Raw genomic sequence first — 18,152 nt, 5'->3', positions numbered from 1 at the left:
CAATGGGCAACACAGGAAAACGATTGTTTCAATACGCCATGCTTTATAAAAAACCGATTCTGGTTGCTTTGCTGCTGCTTGTGCTTGCGGTATGCGCAGAGCTTGCAGGACCATTGATTGCAAAGCGGATGATTGACCAAAACATTCTCGGTATCGAGAAAAAGTGGCATGAGGTCGAGGCTGAGCAAGACTTTGCGGTTCTTTATAAAGATAAATGGTATAAGCGCGAGGATCACTTTGCCGCTGGCGCTGGGGAGCAGAAGGGCAAAGAGGTTCGCGTGCTTCAGGTCGGACGCCAATTTTATTGGCTGGACGGGGCGCTCGAGTCCGAGGAAGGCAAGCGTGTCGTAGAGGGGAATACCCTGAGTGTGACGAACAAGGATACGGGAGAGACCGTTTCTTACCCGGTAACGAAGCTGAGCAAGCAGGAGCTTTATTCCTTCTATAAGCCGGAGTTTCCATCATTAATGAAGCTGGCCTTTATGTATTTTGGATTTTTGCTGCTCGTTGCGGTATTTACTTATGGACAGCGGCTTATGCTGCAAACGTCGGCCAATCGCATCGTTAGGAAGATGCGTACTGATATTTTCGCGCATACACAGCGGCTGCCAGTGAACTATTACGACAATTTGTCGGCAGGGCAGGTTGTTTCGCGCGTAACGAACGATACGGAAGCGATTCGCGAGCTTTATGTCGCGGTGCTGGCGAATTTTTTCACAGGCATTATTTATATGGTTGCGATTTATGGAGCGTTGTTCCTATTGGATGTGCGTTTAGCGCTTATCGCGCTGCCGCTGATCCCTATACTGATCGTTTGGATTATTGTTTACCGGAAATTTGCAGCGCGTTACAACCGGATTATACGGTCGAAGCTGAGTGAAATTAACGGCATGATCAATGAGTCGATTCAAGGGATGACGATCATTCAGGCGTTCCGCCGCCAGAGGGAGACGACCAAGGAATTCGAGGAAATGAACGAGTATTACTACAAGTATCAAAACAAGCTGCTCAGCCTCAATTCGATTACGTCGCATAATTTGGTTAACGTCATTCGGAACATTTTGTTCCTTATCGTTATTTGGATGTTCTGGGGCGATTCGCTCCGCGGGGCTGTATCGGTTGGCGTGCTATACGCATTCGTCGACTATATGAACCGGATGTTTGCGCCGATTGTCGGAATCGTCAACCAGCTGTCCAATTTGGAGACGGCCCGCGTATCCGCAGAGCGCGTCTTCAAGCTGATGGATGAGGAAGGAATCGATGTTGTGCCGGGCAAAATGGAGCGCTACAAGGGCGATGTTAAGTTCGAGGACGTTTCGTTCGCTTACAAAAAGGATGACTACGTGCTGAAGCATATTTCCTTCCACGCACACCAAGGCCAGACCGTAGCGCTAGTCGGCCATACCGGCTCCGGCAAGAGCTCGATCCTTAACCTGCTGTTCCGTTTCTATGATTCGAATGAGGGCAAGATCATCGTGGACGGCACGGATGTGCAGCATATGCCGAAGCAGATGCTTCGTCAGCATATGGGTATCGTGCTGCAGGACCCATTCCTGTTCACCGGAACGATCGCCTCCAACATCAGCTTGGACAATCCGGCGATTAGCAGGGAGAAGATCGAGCAGTCGCTTCGCGATGTAGGAGCATATGAAATGTTCAGCCAGCTGACTGGCGGCATTGATGCGCCGGTTATCGAGAAGGGAAGCACGCTGTCAGCCGGCCAGCGGCAGCTGATCTCGTTCGCGAGGGCGCTCGCTTATGATCCGGCGATCCTCATTCTCGATGAAGCGACAGCAAGCATTGATACGGAGACGGAAGCAATTATTCAAGAGGCGCTTGACGTGCTGAAGAAAGGCCGCACGACTTTCGTTATCGCGCATCGTCTGTCGACGATTCGCAATGCCGATCAAATTCTCGTGCTTGACCGCGGTGTTATCGTCGAACGCGGCAGCCATGATGAGCTTATGGAGCATCAGGGCAAGTATTATGCTATGTATCAGCTGCAATTTGGCGCAGCTTTACCGGCATAAATAAAACGGCTAAGCGGGATTAAATCCTGCTTAGCCGTTTTTATTTTATAATGCTAGGCTTTGAACCGGCTGGCAGCTAGGTTAGAAAAGTATTCAATTAAAGCAGCTAAAAAAAGGAAAGTATCCATATAAAGCCAATATTCAGCCAACTTTCAGCTTGCATTAAAGGAGGCTTAAGCAATGCTGGCTATGATAGGTCTTGCAACAACAAATCGAAAGAGAAAGGTGGAAGATACAATGAAGAAAGCAAAAGTAATGACAGCAGGTGCAATCGCACTAACGCTGGCACTTGGAGGCGGAGGCCTGTGGGCAAGCCAATACGTAAATGCGGCAATGGCAAGCAGCAGCGACAAGCATCTGGTGCAGGATACGCAAGCAGAGAATGCTTCAGCTAAGAAGGATCGCGCAGGCAAGCGCGGCGGACACGGCTTTGCACAAATCCAAAAGCAGCTGCTGACGTACTTAGGGTTAGAAGAAGATGCGCTTCGGACAAAGCTCAAAACGTTGACACTGGCGGAGGTTGCGGCCGAGCAAGGGAAGACAAGAGCGGAGCTGAAGGCGAAGCTTGTAGTGTGGCTGGAAGCGGCTGCGCTTGCCGAGAACACGGACAAGCAGCCGGATTCCGGGACAGAGCAAAAGAAGCCGGATTCCGGGACAGAGCAAAAGAAGCCGGATTCCGGGACAGAGCAAAAGAAGCCGGATTCCGGGACAGAGCTAAAGAAGCCGGATTCGTCCAAGGCAGCGGAAAAGCTGCTCGATTCCAAGGGCCTCGGCATGGGGAAGCATGACGGCGGCGGTAATAAAGGGTTTGGCAAAAATCTTGATGCCGCGGCCGCGGCGCTTGGCTTAACGGCGGAAGGGCTGAGGACTGAGCAAGAGGCTGGCAAGACGCTTGCCGCTATTGCAGCCGAGAAGGGTGTTAAAGTACAAGTCGTTATTGATGCTCTTGCAAGTGATCGGAAGACGAAGCTGGCTGAGAAGCTTGCAGCCGGAGAGATCACACAGGAGCAGTACGACACAAGGCTGGCTGAAGCAGTCGAGCATGCAACAAAGCATGTGAACGGCGAACTGCCAGCTCCAGGCGAGGGCGGCAAGGGTGGATCTGGCGGCAAAGGCCCGCGCGGCGAATGTCCGGATGGAGCTGCTTCCAAAGAGCAGTCGGCGGCAGAAACGGCTGATTCGTCAGCAGCAACAGCATAAGCACTCCTTAATAGCGGGAAAGGAGCTGTCCCCAAGGTTTTTGACCTTGGAGGACAGCTCCTTTTTGCATGCTGCTTGATTTCTGCATCAGCTGGTCTTTTTAAGCATAAGCGCAAGCTCCTGCGGCGGCAGCGGCTTGCTGAATAAATAGCCCTGCAGCTCATCGCAGTTCAGATCGGTACAGAACTGCGATTCGGCTGCTGTCTCAACGCCTTCCGCTACTACCCTCATGTTCATGCTATGTACGAGCTCGATAATCGCTTTGACGATGGACGATTTTTTCTCGTCATCCACAATGCCTTGAATAAAGGAGCGATCGAGCTTCACGTCTGAAATCGGCAAACGCTGCAGCTGATTCAAGGAGGAGTAGCCCGTTCCGAAATCATCTATTGAAATTTGGATGCCAAGCCCTCGCAGAAACAGAATCGTCTCGATGACTTGATCCAGGTTTCGCATGAATACGCCCTCCGTAATTTCCAGACTGACGTATTGCGGCTCCAGACCGGTATCCTTTAACGCCCTAACAATCATCTCTGACAATTGGCCCTGGTAAAAATGTCTTGCTGATATGTTTACAGAAACGCATATGCGCTGCAAGCCTGCATCCTGCCACGCTTTGTTTTGACGGCAGGCCTCGCGGAATACCCAGCTGTCAATATCCAGAATAAAGCCGGACTGCTCTGCAAGCGGAATAAACTTATCTGGCGATATCATGCCAAGCTCTGGATGCTTCCAGCGTATGAGCGCTTCGATGCCGCACAGCTCACCGGTAGCAGCATTCATTTTCGGCTGGTAGTGCAGGAAGAATTGTTTTTCTTTAAGCGCATTGTATAAGCCGTTTTCGAGCTGCATCCTCTCTGTCATCGCAGAGACGAGATTTGGCATAAAGAAACGATAGCAGCCGTCGCCTTGCTCCTTGGCATTGTACATCGCGATATCGGCGTTGCGGATAATGGTATCCATATCGTCGCCATCTCTCGGATATACGCTTATGCCAACACTTACGGTCAAGTAGAGCAAGGCTTCATCGATGACAAAGGGCTCGTTGAACGAATCAACGACCGCTTGAGCGTAACGAGCAAGCTCAGCCTCATTCTCATAATATCCTGCGATGACGAATTCATCGCCGCCCAATCGAAAGACCGAGCAATTGCCGATGACTGCCCCCTCGAAGCGATCGGCTGCCTTTTGCAGCAATATATCCCCAACGGCATGGCCGAGCGTATCATTAATTTGCTTAAACCGATTGATATCCGTGTACATAACGGCGATCGATTTAGTTATATTGGCGTGATTGGCGAACATATCTTGAATATTCTTCGAGAACTGCAGCCGATTCGGCAGACCGGTCAGCATGTCGAAGTAGGCTAGCTGATGCAGCCGCTCCTCCGATTGTTGAAGCATGAAGGCCTGCGCTTCAAGCCGCTCGTTATTTTTTTGCGATTCTTGGAACATATGAACAAGGTTGGTCGACATATGCTTGAAATTCGTAGTTAACGAGTGAACTTCCACGATACTGCTGGCGGGCCATTCTATCGTATTCATTTCCTTTAGCTTCAGCGGTAGATTCGTTGTCGCAGCGGCTAGCTGCGTTAAGCCGCGCGAGAGCCAGCGATTAATCAAAAAGACTATGATTGCGGTAAAGGCGGCGAGCCCGATCAAATAAACGAAATGAGTAAAATATTTGGAGAACAAGTAGTTTTGATAATTTTTGATCGGAATCTGAATGTTTAATAACCATTGATCTGCAGCGATCGTCTCTGTATATACGAAATATCCATCATGCCATGTTTGACGGTGTATTGATTTCTTTTTTCCATTAGGTATGGCTATATCGAATTTGGGGCTTACCGGCTTTATTTTGCTGCCTTTGGAAATGTTGAGTATTTGACCGATATCGCTCGAATGGTTGGATGCAACGATTTTATGCGCTGAATTCGTCACTGCAATCCGCATGTCTGCGGGTGTGCTTTCGAGCAAGTATTGAAAAAAGCTGATATGCTCCGGCACGAGCATGCGGGTGCTCGGCAGCGACCAATTAGCCCATGCCTCCAAGACGCGCCCTGCTTCAGCAGAGGAGAGCCGCTCGGCGTACAGGCTAACTTCCTTTAAGGAGCTTAAGCTGTTCATAAATATATTGAGTAAAAAAGAAACGAAAACAATTCCGATCGAGAAATGGAACAGCACCTTGCTGAATGAATTAGGGCGGCGCATTTCGAAGGAGATGCCGCTCCATTTTGGCAAAGGCATATATTGATAGATCATCTCGGCAAATAAGGCATTGATCATGCTGTTCAGAGCGACAATGCTTGCTATAAGCAGCAAATCATTTGAGCCAAGCGTAGATTCGGTTATGTAAAAACAATAGATGGAAGGAATTCCGACTAGGAGCCAGAACCCAACATCAAGCCCGAACAGCTGGTTCTTATATTTACGGAGGAGCAGTCCAACTATTGCTGCTTCAAGGAATAGGATGAAATGGGAGGCAAGCTGTTCATGCAGCAGCGTGCCGAAGGCGAGGACAACTGCAGCGTTCAAGAGCCCTGGCCAAAAGCCGAATAGGCGCATGCCAAGAAGTACGAACAAGCTCGTAAATGAAAAGGTAATGCCATACAAAAAATGAAAATGGTTCGATTCGGCCGCTAATGCAAGAAGCATGCATATGGCAAATGCGAAAACAATCGTCATTTGTTTGTTGCGTGGCTGATCGAATGGTTTGCTCACCTGCGGCCTCCTGAAGTGTGACAAAAACGATTGTTAGTAGGCGTGGACATCCTCTTTCTCAAAAGATACGGTGCACCACTCATTTTCCCTAATATTCGACAGTATCAGCTATAATCCTTTTTTCCTTATGCAGCTGCCGACAGGATTGCATATTACCGAATTTATTTCCAAAATATGTTCACGAACTTTTCATAATTGAAGCGTTGATTTGGGTATATTTGTCTGATATAGTTCTATTGTGAAACTATTCTATAATAGAATTAATTTAGCGGTCATTTCATGACTGCGCTTGAAGGAGGACACCTGTGTGGATCGAGCGTTATTAAAACAAATCATCGATCGCTATGAGGCCGCCAACTTTGTCGTTAATCGTAGACTAAACGCGATGATCCGTGAGTTAATGCCGCAAGATCTGACCGTTGACCAATTTACTGTCATGCGTTATTTGCGAACGCGAGATAAGAGCACCTCTTCCGAGCTGGCAGATATATTTTGCGTAGGCAAGAGTTCAATTACCGCGATCATTAACCGATTATTCGTCAAAAACTTGATTCAAAGGCTGCCTGACGAGAAGGATCGCCGCGTCATTTATTTGGCGCTTACCGAAGAAGGCTACCGGGTATGCGACGGGATGGAGGAAAAGATTCAAGTGCTGCTAGCCCAATATATAACCCATTTTGACGAGAAAGAAGCGCTTGATTTTATTACGACATTCGAGAAGCTTGCGAGGAAAATGATGCAATCTTAGTACTATTTTATTGGAGGGACTAAAGAGATGAGAACCGTACTGAAATTAAGATGGGTCGTACTCGCATTATGGCTGGTTGCTGCAGCAGGCTTGATGCTCAGCGCGCCAAACATGGAGGAGCTTGTTCGCACGAAGGGGCAGGTATTCGTTCCTGATGGTTATTCATCGACTATAGCTAGCGAGCTGGAAGCGGAAATCGGAGTGAATGACGGCGCCGGATCTAGCAGCGGCATGGCGACCGTGCTTGTTTTTCACAAGGAGGGCGGCTTATCAGACGCTGATTTGACCGATGTGAAGAGCGGCATCGATAAGCTGAAGAGCGAAGGGGAGGCCATCGGCGTTCTTTCTGTCACGACCCACTTTGATACCAAAGAGCTGGAAAAGCAGATGGTATCGAAGGATGGAAGCACTGTCCTTGCGCTCGTCAATGTCGAGGCAGGCGACAGCGAGCTTGTTGAGCTCCGCGACGGTCTATATGAGGCGATCTCCGATGTGAAGGTGGAGCATTATTACACAGGCAATTGGATCATCTCGGAGGATGTCGTGCAGAGCTCTCAAGAAGGGCTTAAGAAAACGGAGTTCATTACGCTTGGCTTTATTTTGGTTATCCTGTTCGTCGTATTCCGTTCGGCGGTAGCGCCCCTCGTACCGCTTGTTACGGTCGGTTTCACTTACTTAACTACGCAATCCATTATTGCATTCTTAGTCGATTACTTTGACTTTCCGCTCTCTAACTTTACGCAAATATTTCTCGTTGCCGTATTGTTCGGGATTGGAACGGACTACTGCATCCTGCTCATAAGCCGCTTTAAAGAAGAGCTGACTCATAGCGGCGGCAACAAGACGGAAGCGATTATCCAGACCTACCGAACAGCGGGCAAAACCGTATTATTTTCCGGTTTAGCGGTGCTTGTCGGCTTTGCGGCTATTGGCTTCTCGACGTTTATGCTGTACCGCTCGGCGGTGGCCGTTGCAGTCGGGGTAGCGGTTCTACTGATCGCGTTGTTTACGATCGTGCCGTTTTTTATGGCGGTGCTCGGCACGAAGCTGTTTTGGCCGGCGAAGGGTTCTTTGGAGCATAAGCCTAGCAAGCTATGGGGCACAGTCGGTAAATTTTCATTGAAACGGCCCGTGTGGGCGCTCATTATTTTGGCGGTTATCATCATTCCTTTCCTGACCGCTTACAAAGGTACGATCTCATTCAACTCGCTTGATGAGATTGGCGACAAATATGATTCAGTCAAGGCATTTAATATTATTTCGGATAGCTTCGGGCCTGGCGATTCATTGCCGACAACGGTCATTGTCAAAACCGACAAGCCGCTGGATACGCCTGAGGGGCTGGCAGCCTTGGAGCAAGTGAGCCGCGAGCTTGCGAATACGACTGGCGTCAAGGCTGTTCGCAGCGCCACTCGTCCGACAGGCGATGTGATGGAGCAATTTCTCGTATCCGATCAAGTCGTTACGCTAGAGGACGGTCTTGGCCAGAGCGGTGAAGGGTTAGGCAAAATCGGTGACGGTCTCTCCGAGGCAAGCAGCGCGCTAAGCAAAAATGCCCCGAAGCTGAATGAAGCGGTGGATGGAGCTGGTCAGCTTGTCGAAGGTACGAATGAGCTGAAAGCGGGTATCGTACAGCTAGGCGCTGGGCTGAAGCAAATTCAGCAGGGGCTGAAGGATGGTTCAATAGGTGCCGGGGAGCTTAGCGAAGGTCTAAAGCAGGCACAAACTAGTGCAGAGCAGCTGGCTGGCGCAAGCCGCAAATTGCTAAGCAGCTATGAGCAGCTAGGCGGAGGTCTTGGTCAGTTGACAGGTGCTTATAGCGCCATCGCATCGGAGCAGGCGAAGCTGGCTGACGGTCTATCAGGCGTAGAGCAGAGCCTATCTGGCCTGCAAGAGAGCTATCCAGAGCTGCAAAACGATGAGACATTTAACCAAGCGCTTAGTACGCTTGGACAGCTGCAAGCGGGAGCAGCAGGCATTAGCGGGCAGCTGTCGCAACTGAATGAACAGCTTTCAGGCCTATCCGCAGGCATGACGCAAGCGAGTGCCGGATTATTGCAAGCATCGGAAGGGCAATCCGCGCTAGCTTCAGGACTAGGCAAGCTGGCTGCTGGACTTGCGGAGCTTCAGAAGGGAATCGCGCAGGCAGCGGCAGGCCAAGGTCAAATCGTCTCGAAGCTGCCAAGCGTAACGCAGGGCTTTAATGAGCTGTCGGATGGCCAGAAGGAGCTGCAGGCGGGCTTCGCATCGTTAAATGATCAGCTCGGCGAGCTTACGAGCGGGCTTGATCAAAGCGTTGACGGCTTATCGCAGGTGACGGAAGGGCTGACCTCAGCCGGCGGTTACTTGAACGGTCTTGCCGGATCGCCTAATAAGCAAATGACGGGCTGGTATATTCCAGAGGAAGCCATTGCGAACGAGGAATTCCAAACTGCGCTTAATGTTTATATGTCAGAAGACCGCCAAACGGCAAAATTCGATGTCGTATTTAGCGGCAATCCGTATTCCCAAGATACGATGGCTCAGATTGATGGGCTTGAAGCGGCCGTGAATCGTGCCATTCAAGGCACGGATTACAGAGGTGCGCAGGTTGCTATCGGCGGCGTAACGAGCATGAACCATGATTTAAGCAACATCTCGAACGCCGATTACTCGCGTACCGTTATTCTGATGCTGATCGGGATATCGATCATTCTGATCATCCTGTTCCGTTCCATCGTAATGCCGCTGTATATGATCGCATCGCTGCTCGTTACGTTCTATTCCTCGATGGCGATTGCGGAGGTTATATTCGTAAGGCTGCTTGGACAGTCGGGCATAAGCTGGGCAGTGCCGTTCTTCGGCTTTGTCATGCTGGTGGCGCTCGGAATCGACTACAGTATTTTCTTGATGGACCGCTTTAAGGAATACCGTCATCTGTCGCCGCAGGAAGCCATACTGGAAGCGATGAAAAATATGGGTACAGTCATTATGTCGGCAGCTGTTATTCTTGGCGGAACGTTCGCCGCAATGCTGCCTTCAGGCGTCATGTCGCTCTTGCAAATCGCGACGATCGTGCTGTGCGGGCTGTTCATGTACGCACTCCTGATGCTTCCATTGTTCATTCCAGTAATGGTGCGCACGTTCGGACCAGCCAACTGGTGGCCGTTCATGCCGCGCAAGCAGGACGCTGAGCAAGACAATCACGTTCATGACGGTCAAAAGCTTAAGGGCCACCTTGTCTCGCATGATTCAACGCATTAATCGTTAAATGTAAAGAGGGATCGCCTAAAGTCTTAGCAAAGACATTAAGGTGATCCCTTTTTTGTTATCTTGCACGTATAACCAAGCAGCGGCTTTTCCAAGTTCATTTTTTAGCAAGCAGGGCCTCGTGGGCTGCATCGGCCGAGTCTTGCTCGCGCGCAGCCAAAAACGCGTTAAGCTGCTGATGCTGATCGCTCAGCAGACGCTGCAGCTTCTCCTTGCGCTCCATGCTGGCGGATGCTTCCTGCTCGGCTTGTTTCACCAATTGAAGCAGATGATAAGATTCGTTCGAAAGTCCGAGCTTGAGACGGATTTTATCATTTCGAAACGGCTCGGCCTTAGGTGCATAACGGCCATTCCGAGCAGCATCATCTTTCGTTGTATGAGGAAGCAAAGGTATCGCGGAGCGGCCTTGTTCGGTAATCATATACACCTTTTTCCCGCCGTCCTCGTCCATAACAGCTGCAAAGCCGCGTTCTACGAGCAATTGCAGCGTGGGATAAATGGAGCCTGCGCTTGGGCTATACATGCCGCCTGATTGCTCCTCTATTGCTTTTATCATCTGATAGCCATGCATAGGCTCTTGCTCAAGAAGCTTTAACAGAGCAAATTTGACACCGCCGCGGCTAAAATATCGCTTGCCGAAGTCACGGCGCTCGTCTTCGTTGACTTGATCCATCTTTTGAGTCACCTCGGTCTTTATCATAGAGTGCAACGCAGGACTAGCTCATGCCTAACCGGCTGATCTAACCGGCGAGGCTCATGTAATTTGCAATACTTAACAATCAGTTGCCTTTCTTACAGCATTGACAATGATAATTATTATTATTTACAATTTATAAAATAATATGAAAAAACGAAGGATGTGAGCGAACATGTCGCATTTAAGGTGTTAACCTGTAACAAAAAAATCTTCTCTCACGTGAAGCTGGGCGTATACACGCAGTATCCCTGACTTCTTGCTTGACTATCCAGCCTAACAGCTGGAAGAAGAGGTCAAAGCATTTGTATCGCAAGCCACTTTGTATTATGTACATAATGAGGTGTAAAATGATTATTGAAAAGCTAGTGCTAATAACGGCAAACGCGGCAAGCCTTCAGCCCTTCTACAGCGATGTTCTTGGATTTCCGGTTATTCGCGCAGGGAAAGGCAGCTTTACGGTGCAGGCTGGCTGGAGCGAGCTGACGTTTCAAGAGAAAGGTCATCGCAGCGATGAGGAGCATTATTACCATTTTGCTTTTACCATTTCGGAGAATAAGCTGCCTGAGGCAAAAGCATGGATTGAGGCGATGATTCCACTTAGTACGGAGGAAGGCGAGGACGTGTCGTACAGTGAATCGTGGAATTCACATGGTATTTATTTTGAAGACCCCGCCGGCAATATTTTGGAGCTGATCGCTCGCCACACGATGGACAATAGCGTAGAGCGGCCATTCGATCCGAAGCAGGACATCATTTGCATCAGCGAGATTGGCGTTCCGACTCAGGACGTTCCTGCTATGGTGGAAAATTTGGGTAGGCTTGGCCTAATGACATATTCGACGTTTAATGATAGATTTTATTCGATCGGTGATCATAACGGCTTGTTATTGGTTGTAGCGGTGGGGAGAAGATGGCATTTCTCGAACAAAACGGCAAAGAGCTTCCCAGTGCGGGTTACCGTACGCGAGGCAGGAGAGCTGTATTTGAGCAAGAATGAACACGGTTTGACGATTGAAAATATAAATTAGAGGAGCATGCGTAATGAGAGAGCAATTAAAAATAGGTGATCTCGTTCCAAATTTCAAGCTGCAAGCATCAAACGGCAAGGATGTAGAGCTGGCTGATTATGCAGGCAAGAAGCTCGTTATTTATTTTTACCCGCGCGATATGACGCCTGGCTGCACAACGGAATCGTGCGATTTCCGCGACTTTAACGGTGAATTCGGGACAAACAACGCAGCGGTTATCGGCATTAGTCCCGATGATTTGGCTTCGCATGAGGAGTTTGTGGGTATGCATGAGCTGCCGTTTCTGCTGCTGTCGGATACAGAGCATTCGGTTTCAGAGCTGTTTGGCGTATGGAAGCTGCGCAGCTGGAACGGCGAGGAGTTTATGGGAATCGAGCGCTCAACCTTCTTAATTGATGAGCAGGGCAAGCTTGCAAAGGAATGGCGCAGTGTGAGCGTAGACGGACATGTCAAGGAAGTGCTTGAGGCGGTAAAAAGCATCTAAATGATTGCGACATAAAAGAAGGCTCACCCTGAAGCAGCGTATCGCGCTTCAAGGTGAGCCTTTTATCGTTCGCTTATTCTTTCTTCCAGCTTGGCAACTGGCTTACGTAGCTGTCGGAGAGATTGAGCAGTTCCAGCGCACGCTGGTACTCATCCTCGGTTGCCTCCTGCTCCTTGATGCCATCGCCAGCTAACGAGTAATGCTTGCCGTCCTCGTATCCGCTGCCGGACATAAACAGCTCTTTGCTGCTTAAGAATGAGCCGGATGGGAGATAATAACGCTGTGGGAGCACGTTATAGGATTGATTGAACAAATCTTGGCCAAAGTGGATATGATCATCCAAGGAAATGCCGAGCATATTCGCAATCGTTGGCAAAATATCTACCTGACCGCCGAGCTGATCGAATACTTTTCCTTCTGTTACACCTGTCGATGCGACAACAAGCGGGATATTGATCATATCGGTATAGCCGTATTCATGCCCGTAAATTTCAGCCATAAGGTCTTTGTCATCACGGTCCAGCGAGTAAATCGGAAGGCCGAGATGATCGCCGTAGAGCAATATCAGACTGTTATTCCAAATGCCGCGTTCCTTCAAATCGGCAATGAACGCGCCAAGCGCGTAGTCGGCATAGTTTTGGGCGCGGATATAGTCGCCGACAAAAGTATTCTCATAACGGTCCGGAAGCGTTATTTTGTATTTATCCGCAGGGATCGTATACGGATGATGCGATGTCATTGAAATGACGTGCGAGTAGAACGGCTTGCCGTTTTGGCTCATGCGATCCATTTCGGCTGCTGTTTTCTTATAAAGATGCTCATCAGAGGCTCCGAAAAATACGGCATCCTCATCGCCAAAAAACTTCTGATCATAATAGCGGTCGAAACCAAGCGCCTTGTAAAGCTCGCCGCGGTTCCAGAACTCAACGACATTCGTATGGAATGTTGTTGTGTCATAGCCATTTGCCTTGAGAATTTTCGGCAGGCTTGGAAGCTCTTTATCGGCGTAGATCATCGTTGCCGCGCCGCGCGGCGGGATGTAGAAGGATGTGTTGACGACGAATTCAGCGTCGGAGGTGTTGCCCTGGCCGACCTGCTGATAGAAATGCTTGAAATAATAGTTTTCATTCACGAGCTTGTTAATGTTCGGCGTAATTTCTTTCCCGTCGATTTTTAGGTTGACGAGGAAGTTTTGGAACGATTCCATTTGAATAATAATGACGTTTTTACCGGCTGCCGTCTTCCATAGCTGCGGTGCTGCCGGCAGCTCGATTTTTTTGACGCTATCGATTTTGGTTTGTGTAATATGGTTTGGATCGACGAAATCAATATCTTTATTTTTGAAAATCATATAAGCCTCGTAATTGAGAATACCCATTTGCTCCGCTTTAACGATCTCATTCATGCTGGCACGATTTGGCAAAATATTGAATAAGCAAAGCGCAATTGAAATGGTAAACAGGGCAACAACGAGTCGTTTGCTCTCCTTGCGGGAGCTGGCTTTCTTCCAATTAATCGCCCTCTTTGGGCGAAACAATACAACTGCCATAATAATGATGTCGATAAAGATTAGCAGATAGTAAGGGTCCATCAGCGAGAATACGCTGTTTTTGACCGCCGTTACCTGATTGACCTGCTCTAGCGCGAGATAAGTCACGATGACGCCATAATACTTATAATACATAATGACGGCGAATAGGATGAGAGTCATCAATAGATTCGCTATCAAATAGTAAATAAGCTTGCGCTTGGATGCAAAATACTCAATGAGGCAGTACACGATCAGTACAAACGGAATTTCTTTTAGAATCGTGGTCCAAGAAAACCCATCCTCGAAAATAACCAACCAAGCCAGGTAGCTCTTGAGCAGCATGATAAACGAGAAAAACAGGATGGGACGAGTGCTTAGCATTCGTTTGGGTGTTAAAAATGTCATATAACCGCCTACCTTTCACAGCAAAAACAGGCCTTCTCTCCGAGTCAGCCAGCAAGCTCATAATAAAATATATGCGTTCTGTAAATTCTTATCCCATTATGCTCCTAATTATAGTCGAATGTCAAAAGGCAAAAGGCTCCTTCATGCCCAATCTCATAATAATCAAATAAGCAGTTCATACATGTTTTTGTTCTATTTCTATATGGTTACATGATTACCAAGCTATTTGATTGAAACATTACTTCGGTTTTAGTAGTCTATTAGTTAGCTGCAATTAGAGATAGCATGAATACAAGTATAGTTACATGAAATATATGTAAAATATTAGTTGGAGGCTTAACATGAAAAAAAGAAGAAGAAGTAGGCTGCTTTTGTTCGTTATGGTATGCACCGCCATGGTCATTGGTTACTCTTTTCTGAAAACCGGTGATTCGGAAACGCTGCCGGCGAAGCAGGCTGCTGGAAATGGAACGGTTGAAAGCGGCGGGGAAGTTTCTGGCAATGCCGGTGCTGAGCCAGATGGCGATGCTGCTAACGGCAATTCGGACACCAAAACGTCGGCGCCGACAGATAAGCCGAGCGAAAACGCTGGAGCTGGAAAAGATGAGCAGACTGAGGATGGAATGGCTGTTATCGCGCAGCCTGAGGAAATGGCGGTGCTCGTCAATAAGCAGCATAAGCTCCCTGAGGAATATAACCCTTCAGATTTAGTATATCCGGACGTACGTTTTATATTTTCCGAAAAAGTGGACAAGCGTAAAATGAGGCAAGAGGCGGCTGAGGCGCTTGAGAAGATGTTTGGAGCGGCCGAGGACAACAACATTCTGCTGGCAGGCGTTTCCGCTTATCGCTCGCACAGCACGCAAAAAACGCTGTTTGAGCGCTATGTGGAGCGAGACGGTCTTGAGAAGGCAAGAACATACAGCGCTTTTCCTGGAACGAGCGAGCATGAGACGGGTCTGGCGATCGATGTGTCCGGCAGTGACGGCAAATGCGCGGCGGCCGATTGCTTTGCGGATACGAAGGAAGCGCTGTGGCTTGAGCAGCATGCTCATGATTACGGATTTATTATCCGCTACCCGGAGGGTAAGGAAGTAATTACGGGCTACCAATACGAGCCCTGGCATCTTCGTTATGTAGGCAAGGATTTGGCAGTCAAGATTGTGAAGAGCGGAGAGACGCTTGAGGAGTATTTTGACGCGGTTCCGGTTGCAAAATAAGAAGCAATAGCAGCAGCGCAAGCGATATCTGTAGCTGAAACTTAGTTAGCTCCGTGTGCTTGCGCTGCTTTCTATTGATAAAGCCATTCGTTAGATCTTTGGTTCAAACGTTTTGCAATCTGTTTCCTCGGAGTTGCTGGCTTGCTTGCCACGGTTGCTGACAACATAAATCGAAGAGGCTGCGCAGTGATTTCCTGCTGCCCAGTACTTGCATGAATTCACTTCGCAAAGCACGTCCTTAGCCATTGACCAATCACCTCCTTATTTATAGGATGGACAAACGATATATCGTTTTATACGCTGAGAGGACGGATTCGTATGGGAATGAAGCTTTATTTCAATCATGATGCTGGTGTGGATGATCTGGTGTCGTTATTTCTTTTGCTGCAAATGAAAGATGTTGAGCTGCTTGGCGTATCGGTTATTCCGGCTGACGGCTATTTGGAGCCTGGCGAGAAGGCTAGCCGAAAAATCATCGATCGCTTCGGCAACCCGGCGAAGACGGGGGAGATCGAGGTCGCAAGGTCGAATTCGCGCGGCGTAAATCCATTCCCCGCTGAGTGGCGGATGCATACGTTTTTTGTAGACGCGCTCCCTATTTTGAATGAGTCGGGCACGATTCGCACGAAGGTTGCGGCGCTGCCGGCGCATCAACATATGATCGAGCAGATTCGCGGCTCCGACGAGAAGGTGACCTTGCTGTTTACCGGTCCGCTTACCGATCTGGCAAGAGCATTGGATGAAGCGCCGGACGTGGAGGCGAAAATCGAGAAGCTCGTCTGGATGGGCGGCACCTATAATGAACGGGGCAACGTCCAAGAGCCTGAGCATGACGGTACAGCGGAATGGAACGCCTTCTGGGACCCGGAAGCTGTGCACCGCGTATGGGCAAGCAGCATACCGATTCTGCTTGTCGCGCTGGAGAGCACGAATAAGGTTCCTCTTACGATGGACGTTCGCAATCGCTGGGCTTCGCTTCGGAAGCACGAGGGTCTGGACTTTGTTGGGCAATGCTATGCGGCATGTCCTCCACTTGTCTACATGGAAACCAATTCGACCTATTATCTATGGGATGTGCTTACGACGGCTGTCGTTGGCAATCCCGAACTGGTAGAGATTAAGACGGTGAATAGCGGCGTCATTAAGGATGGTCCTAGCCAAGGCCGAACGGTAGAGCGTGCGGATGGCCGTCCGGTTAGCCTCGTCTATGACGTAGATCCGGTTCGTTTCTTTGATTACATTACGGATTTGTCCGCAGGCGCGGTTAGTGTGAATGTAGAACAGGACTAGAAGCGATGTTAATCCATTTCATAAATCGAGCCGGATTTGCTGGCGTAAAGCTCGGCATAGACCTTCTCCGCGTAGGCGTCAGTCATGCCTGAAATATAATCCGCGACAAAGCGCGGCCAGCTCCACTTGTTCTTATGGAGCTCATAATTCTCGATCCAGTCCGGCGGAATGATGAGACGGCCGGAGTCGGGCACCTTAAAGCTGTCCCACAGCCTGCGGACCATAATCTCGCTGCGCATTTGCAGACGCTGAACGCGGAAATCCTTAATGAGCGTCACCCATGCCAGCTTCTTCAATATTTCCATCGTCCGCAGCAATTCGATATCCTGCTGTCCGTTGTTGACGAACGTGACCTTCTTCCAGCCGCGAGAAGTATCGTCAATAATGCCAACCTTGCCTGCGAACAGGCTGACCCAGCGCGCTTTCATTTCCCGTCTCGTGCGGGAGGGCTCGCGCTCGCAGCTAACATATAGCGATTCCCATTGCTGGAAATAAGAGACGAGCACACGTTTAACCATGGCGGAAATGTCGACCTCGTCCCAGCCGATGCCGTTATTGACCTTGTCCTCTACAATTTCTTGAACGACATGGTCAATGAGCCTGCTGTCCTCGAAGAAGGCGTGGTTCATTTGAATTTTGCCGGCACGGATGCCGTCCTCGATGTCATGTGTCGAATAAGCGATGTCATCGCATAGATCCATAAGCTGGGCTTCCAGCGTCGAGCAGCCGATCGGCATTTTCCAGGACTGGCGAATTTGCTCGATTTCTCCCCATTCGGAACGGTATAAGCCTTTGAGCCGTCCGGGCTCATCAAGACTGAACGGATACTTATTAATGGCGAGCAAGACGGCTGCGGTCAAATCAAGGCCGCTTCCGCTTCCTGCGCGCTTCTCCAGAAACATCAAGATCCGAAAGTTTTGGGCATTGCCCTCGTAAGGAATGCCGTATTCCCCCATAAGCAGATGATTAAGCACTTCCTCGCCTTTATGTCCAAACGGCGGATGGCCGAGATCATGGGCAAGCGCAGCAATCTCTACGACCGCGGGGTCCAATACGAGTCCCGGATGCTCTTTGCGGGATAGGAAGCCGTATTGCTTGCCCAGCCTGCGTGCAACCTCGCGCGCGATTTGGGAAACTTCCAGCGAATGGGTTAATCTTGTCCGGTAATAGTCGCCCGTACCTGCGCCAAATACCTGCGATTTACCTTGCAGGCGGCGAAAGGCAGGGGATTGTATGAGCCTTGCATAATCCCGCTCATATTCGTCGCGCTCTTCACTATAGGTACTGAGCGCTTTCTCGTCGAGCCTAAATTTGCGTATGTCCATCGTTGTCCCTCCAGTACCATTTATGCGTTTTATTAAAAGAAATGAGACTATTGTTTCAGCCTAATGTTTATGGCTTATTTTTAAAGTAGGGTGAATCTTTATTCTCTTTAATGAAGCGTTAGGCTTTTCTGCTTGAATTGTAGCATATTATGAAGCTTGAACATACACCTTGCTTGGAGTATGATCGCATTAGCTTTTATATCAGATTGAGGTGCTTATTA

Annotated in this window: 13 protein-coding genes; 8 read left to right on the top strand and 5 right to left on the bottom strand. The window is 49.1% G+C overall.

Going from position 1 to position 18,152, the window contains the following annotated elements; translation table 11 throughout:
* Positions 1 to 2 precede the first annotated feature (2 nt).
* Both AC1TPC_RS06340 and AC1TPC_RS06335 read left to right on the top strand, forming a co-directional pair.
* Positions 3 to 2,030 (top strand): ABC transporter ATP-binding protein, encoded by a 2,028-nt coding sequence (locus AC1TPC_RS06340; protein WP_482066025.1) that lies wholly within the window; start codon positions 3 to 5, stop codon positions 2,028 to 2,030.
* A 180-nt stretch (positions 2,031 to 2,210) separates the two neighbouring features.
* The gene (locus tag AC1TPC_RS06335; protein WP_482066024.1) at positions 2,211 to 3,230 is read left to right on the top strand and encodes a hypothetical protein; all 1,020 of its coding nucleotides are present in this window, start codon (positions 2,211 to 2,213) and stop codon (positions 3,228 to 3,230) included.
* Between the two features lie 87 nt (positions 3,231 to 3,317).
* Here the strand turns inward: AC1TPC_RS06335 and AC1TPC_RS06330 are convergent, their stop codons facing one another.
* The gene (locus tag AC1TPC_RS06330) at positions 3,318 to 5,954 is read right to left on the bottom strand and encodes a putative bifunctional diguanylate cyclase/phosphodiesterase (protein ID WP_482066023.1); all 2,637 of its coding nucleotides are present in this window, start codon (positions 5,952 to 5,954) and stop codon (positions 3,318 to 3,320) included.
* A gap of 307 nt (positions 5,955 to 6,261) precedes the next feature.
* Between AC1TPC_RS06330 and AC1TPC_RS06325 the strand changes: the two genes are divergently transcribed.
* Both AC1TPC_RS06325 and AC1TPC_RS06320 read left to right on the top strand, forming a co-directional pair.
* Positions 6,262 to 6,702, top strand: coding sequence for a MarR family winged helix-turn-helix transcriptional regulator (locus tag AC1TPC_RS06325; protein ID WP_482066022.1), 441 nt, complete (start codon positions 6,262 to 6,264; stop codon positions 6,700 to 6,702).
* A gap of 27 nt (positions 6,703 to 6,729) precedes the next feature.
* Positions 6,730 to 9,945 (top strand): MMPL family transporter, encoded by a 3,216-nt coding sequence (locus tag AC1TPC_RS06320; protein ID WP_482066021.1) that lies wholly within the window; start codon positions 6,730 to 6,732, stop codon positions 9,943 to 9,945.
* Between the two features lie 103 nt (positions 9,946 to 10,048).
* Here AC1TPC_RS06320 and AC1TPC_RS06315 read toward each other — a convergent pair whose 3' ends face one another.
* Positions 10,049 to 10,624, bottom strand: a complete 576-nt coding sequence (locus tag AC1TPC_RS06315) for a PadR family transcriptional regulator (protein WP_482066020.1) — start codon at positions 10,622 to 10,624, stop codon at positions 10,049 to 10,051.
* A 371-nt stretch (positions 10,625 to 10,995) separates the two neighbouring features.
* Here AC1TPC_RS06315 and AC1TPC_RS06310 point away from each other — a divergent pair, with 371 nt between their 5' ends.
* Together AC1TPC_RS06310 and bcp are read left to right on the top strand one after the other, a co-directional pair.
* Positions 10,996 to 11,676 carry a VOC family protein gene (locus AC1TPC_RS06310; protein WP_482066019.1) on the top strand — a complete coding sequence of 227 codons (681 nt, stop codon included), beginning with the start codon at positions 10,996 to 10,998 and terminating at the stop codon, positions 11,674 to 11,676.
* A 13-nt stretch (positions 11,677 to 11,689) separates the two neighbouring features.
* Positions 11,690 to 12,160, top strand: a complete 471-nt coding sequence (bcp, locus tag AC1TPC_RS06305; RefSeq protein ID WP_482066018.1) for a thioredoxin-dependent thiol peroxidase — start codon at positions 11,690 to 11,692, stop codon at positions 12,158 to 12,160.
* A 73-nt stretch (positions 12,161 to 12,233) separates the two neighbouring features.
* On the opposite strand, the gene AC1TPC_RS06300 is transcribed toward bcp, so the two are convergent.
* A complete protein-coding gene (locus AC1TPC_RS06300) occupies positions 12,234 to 14,096 on the bottom strand; it encodes an LTA synthase family protein (RefSeq protein WP_482066017.1) in 1,863 nt (620 codons plus the stop codon).
* A gap of 341 nt (positions 14,097 to 14,437) precedes the next feature.
* On the opposite strand from AC1TPC_RS06300, the gene AC1TPC_RS06295 reads away from it, so the two are divergent.
* Positions 14,438 to 15,316, top strand: a complete 879-nt coding sequence (locus tag AC1TPC_RS06295) for a M15 family metallopeptidase (RefSeq protein ID WP_482066016.1) — start codon at positions 14,438 to 14,440, stop codon at positions 15,314 to 15,316.
* Positions 15,317 to 15,406: 90 nt separating this feature from the next.
* Here the strand turns inward: AC1TPC_RS06295 and AC1TPC_RS06290 are convergent, their stop codons facing one another.
* Positions 15,407 to 15,562, bottom strand: coding sequence for a DUF1540 domain-containing protein (locus AC1TPC_RS06290; RefSeq protein WP_169084362.1), 156 nt, complete (start codon positions 15,560 to 15,562; stop codon positions 15,407 to 15,409).
* A gap of 72 nt (positions 15,563 to 15,634) precedes the next feature.
* Here AC1TPC_RS06290 and AC1TPC_RS06285 point away from each other — a divergent pair, with 72 nt between their 5' ends.
* Positions 15,635 to 16,606: a nucleoside hydrolase gene (locus tag AC1TPC_RS06285; RefSeq protein ID WP_482066015.1), complete on the top strand. Its 972-nt coding sequence runs from the start codon at positions 15,635 to 15,637 to the stop codon at positions 16,604 to 16,606.
* A gap of 8 nt (positions 16,607 to 16,614) precedes the next feature.
* On the opposite strand, the gene AC1TPC_RS06280 is transcribed toward AC1TPC_RS06285, so the two are convergent.
* Positions 16,615 to 17,931 (bottom strand): deoxyguanosinetriphosphate triphosphohydrolase family protein, encoded by a 1,317-nt coding sequence (locus AC1TPC_RS06280; protein WP_482066014.1) that lies wholly within the window; start codon positions 17,929 to 17,931, stop codon positions 16,615 to 16,617.
* Positions 17,932 to 18,152: the final 221 nt, after the last annotated feature.

The organism is Paenibacillus sp. Y280, from assembly GCF_056786335.1.
This window is presented reverse-complemented; position numbering and strand designations above follow the sequence as displayed.

Bases quoted from the DNA above. Each gene is read 5' to 3' on its own strand.
- AC1TPC_RS06340 (WP_482066025.1), top strand. From the start codon at position 3: ATGGGCAACACAGGAAAACGATTGTTTCAATACGCCATGCTTTATAAA.
- AC1TPC_RS06335 (WP_482066024.1), top strand. From the start codon at position 2,211: ATGCTGGCTATGATAGGTCTTGCAACAACAAATCGAAAGAGAAAGGTG.
- AC1TPC_RS06320 (WP_482066021.1), top strand. From the start codon at position 6,730: ATGAGAACCGTACTGAAATTAAGATGGGTCGTACTCGCATTATGGCTG.
- AC1TPC_RS06315 (WP_482066020.1), bottom strand. From the start codon at position 10,624: ATGGATCAAGTCAACGAAGACGAGCGCCGTGACTTCGGCAAGCGATAT.
- AC1TPC_RS06310 (WP_482066019.1), top strand. From the start codon at position 10,996: ATGATTATTGAAAAGCTAGTGCTAATAACGGCAAACGCGGCAAGCCTT.
- bcp (WP_482066018.1), top strand. From the start codon at position 11,690: ATGAGAGAGCAATTAAAAATAGGTGATCTCGTTCCAAATTTCAAGCTG.
- AC1TPC_RS06300 (WP_482066017.1), bottom strand. From the start codon at position 14,096: ATGACATTTTTAACACCCAAACGAATGCTAAGCACTCGTCCCATCCTG.
- AC1TPC_RS06295 (WP_482066016.1), top strand. From the start codon at position 14,438: ATGAAAAAAAGAAGAAGAAGTAGGCTGCTTTTGTTCGTTATGGTATGC.
- AC1TPC_RS06290 (WP_169084362.1), bottom strand. From the start codon at position 15,562: ATGGCTAAGGACGTGCTTTGCGAAGTGAATTCATGCAAGTACTGGGCA.
- AC1TPC_RS06285 (WP_482066015.1), top strand. From the start codon at position 15,635: ATGGGAATGAAGCTTTATTTCAATCATGATGCTGGTGTGGATGATCTG.
- AC1TPC_RS06280 (WP_482066014.1), bottom strand. From the start codon at position 17,931: ATGGACATACGCAAATTTAGGCTCGACGAGAAAGCGCTCAGTACCTAT.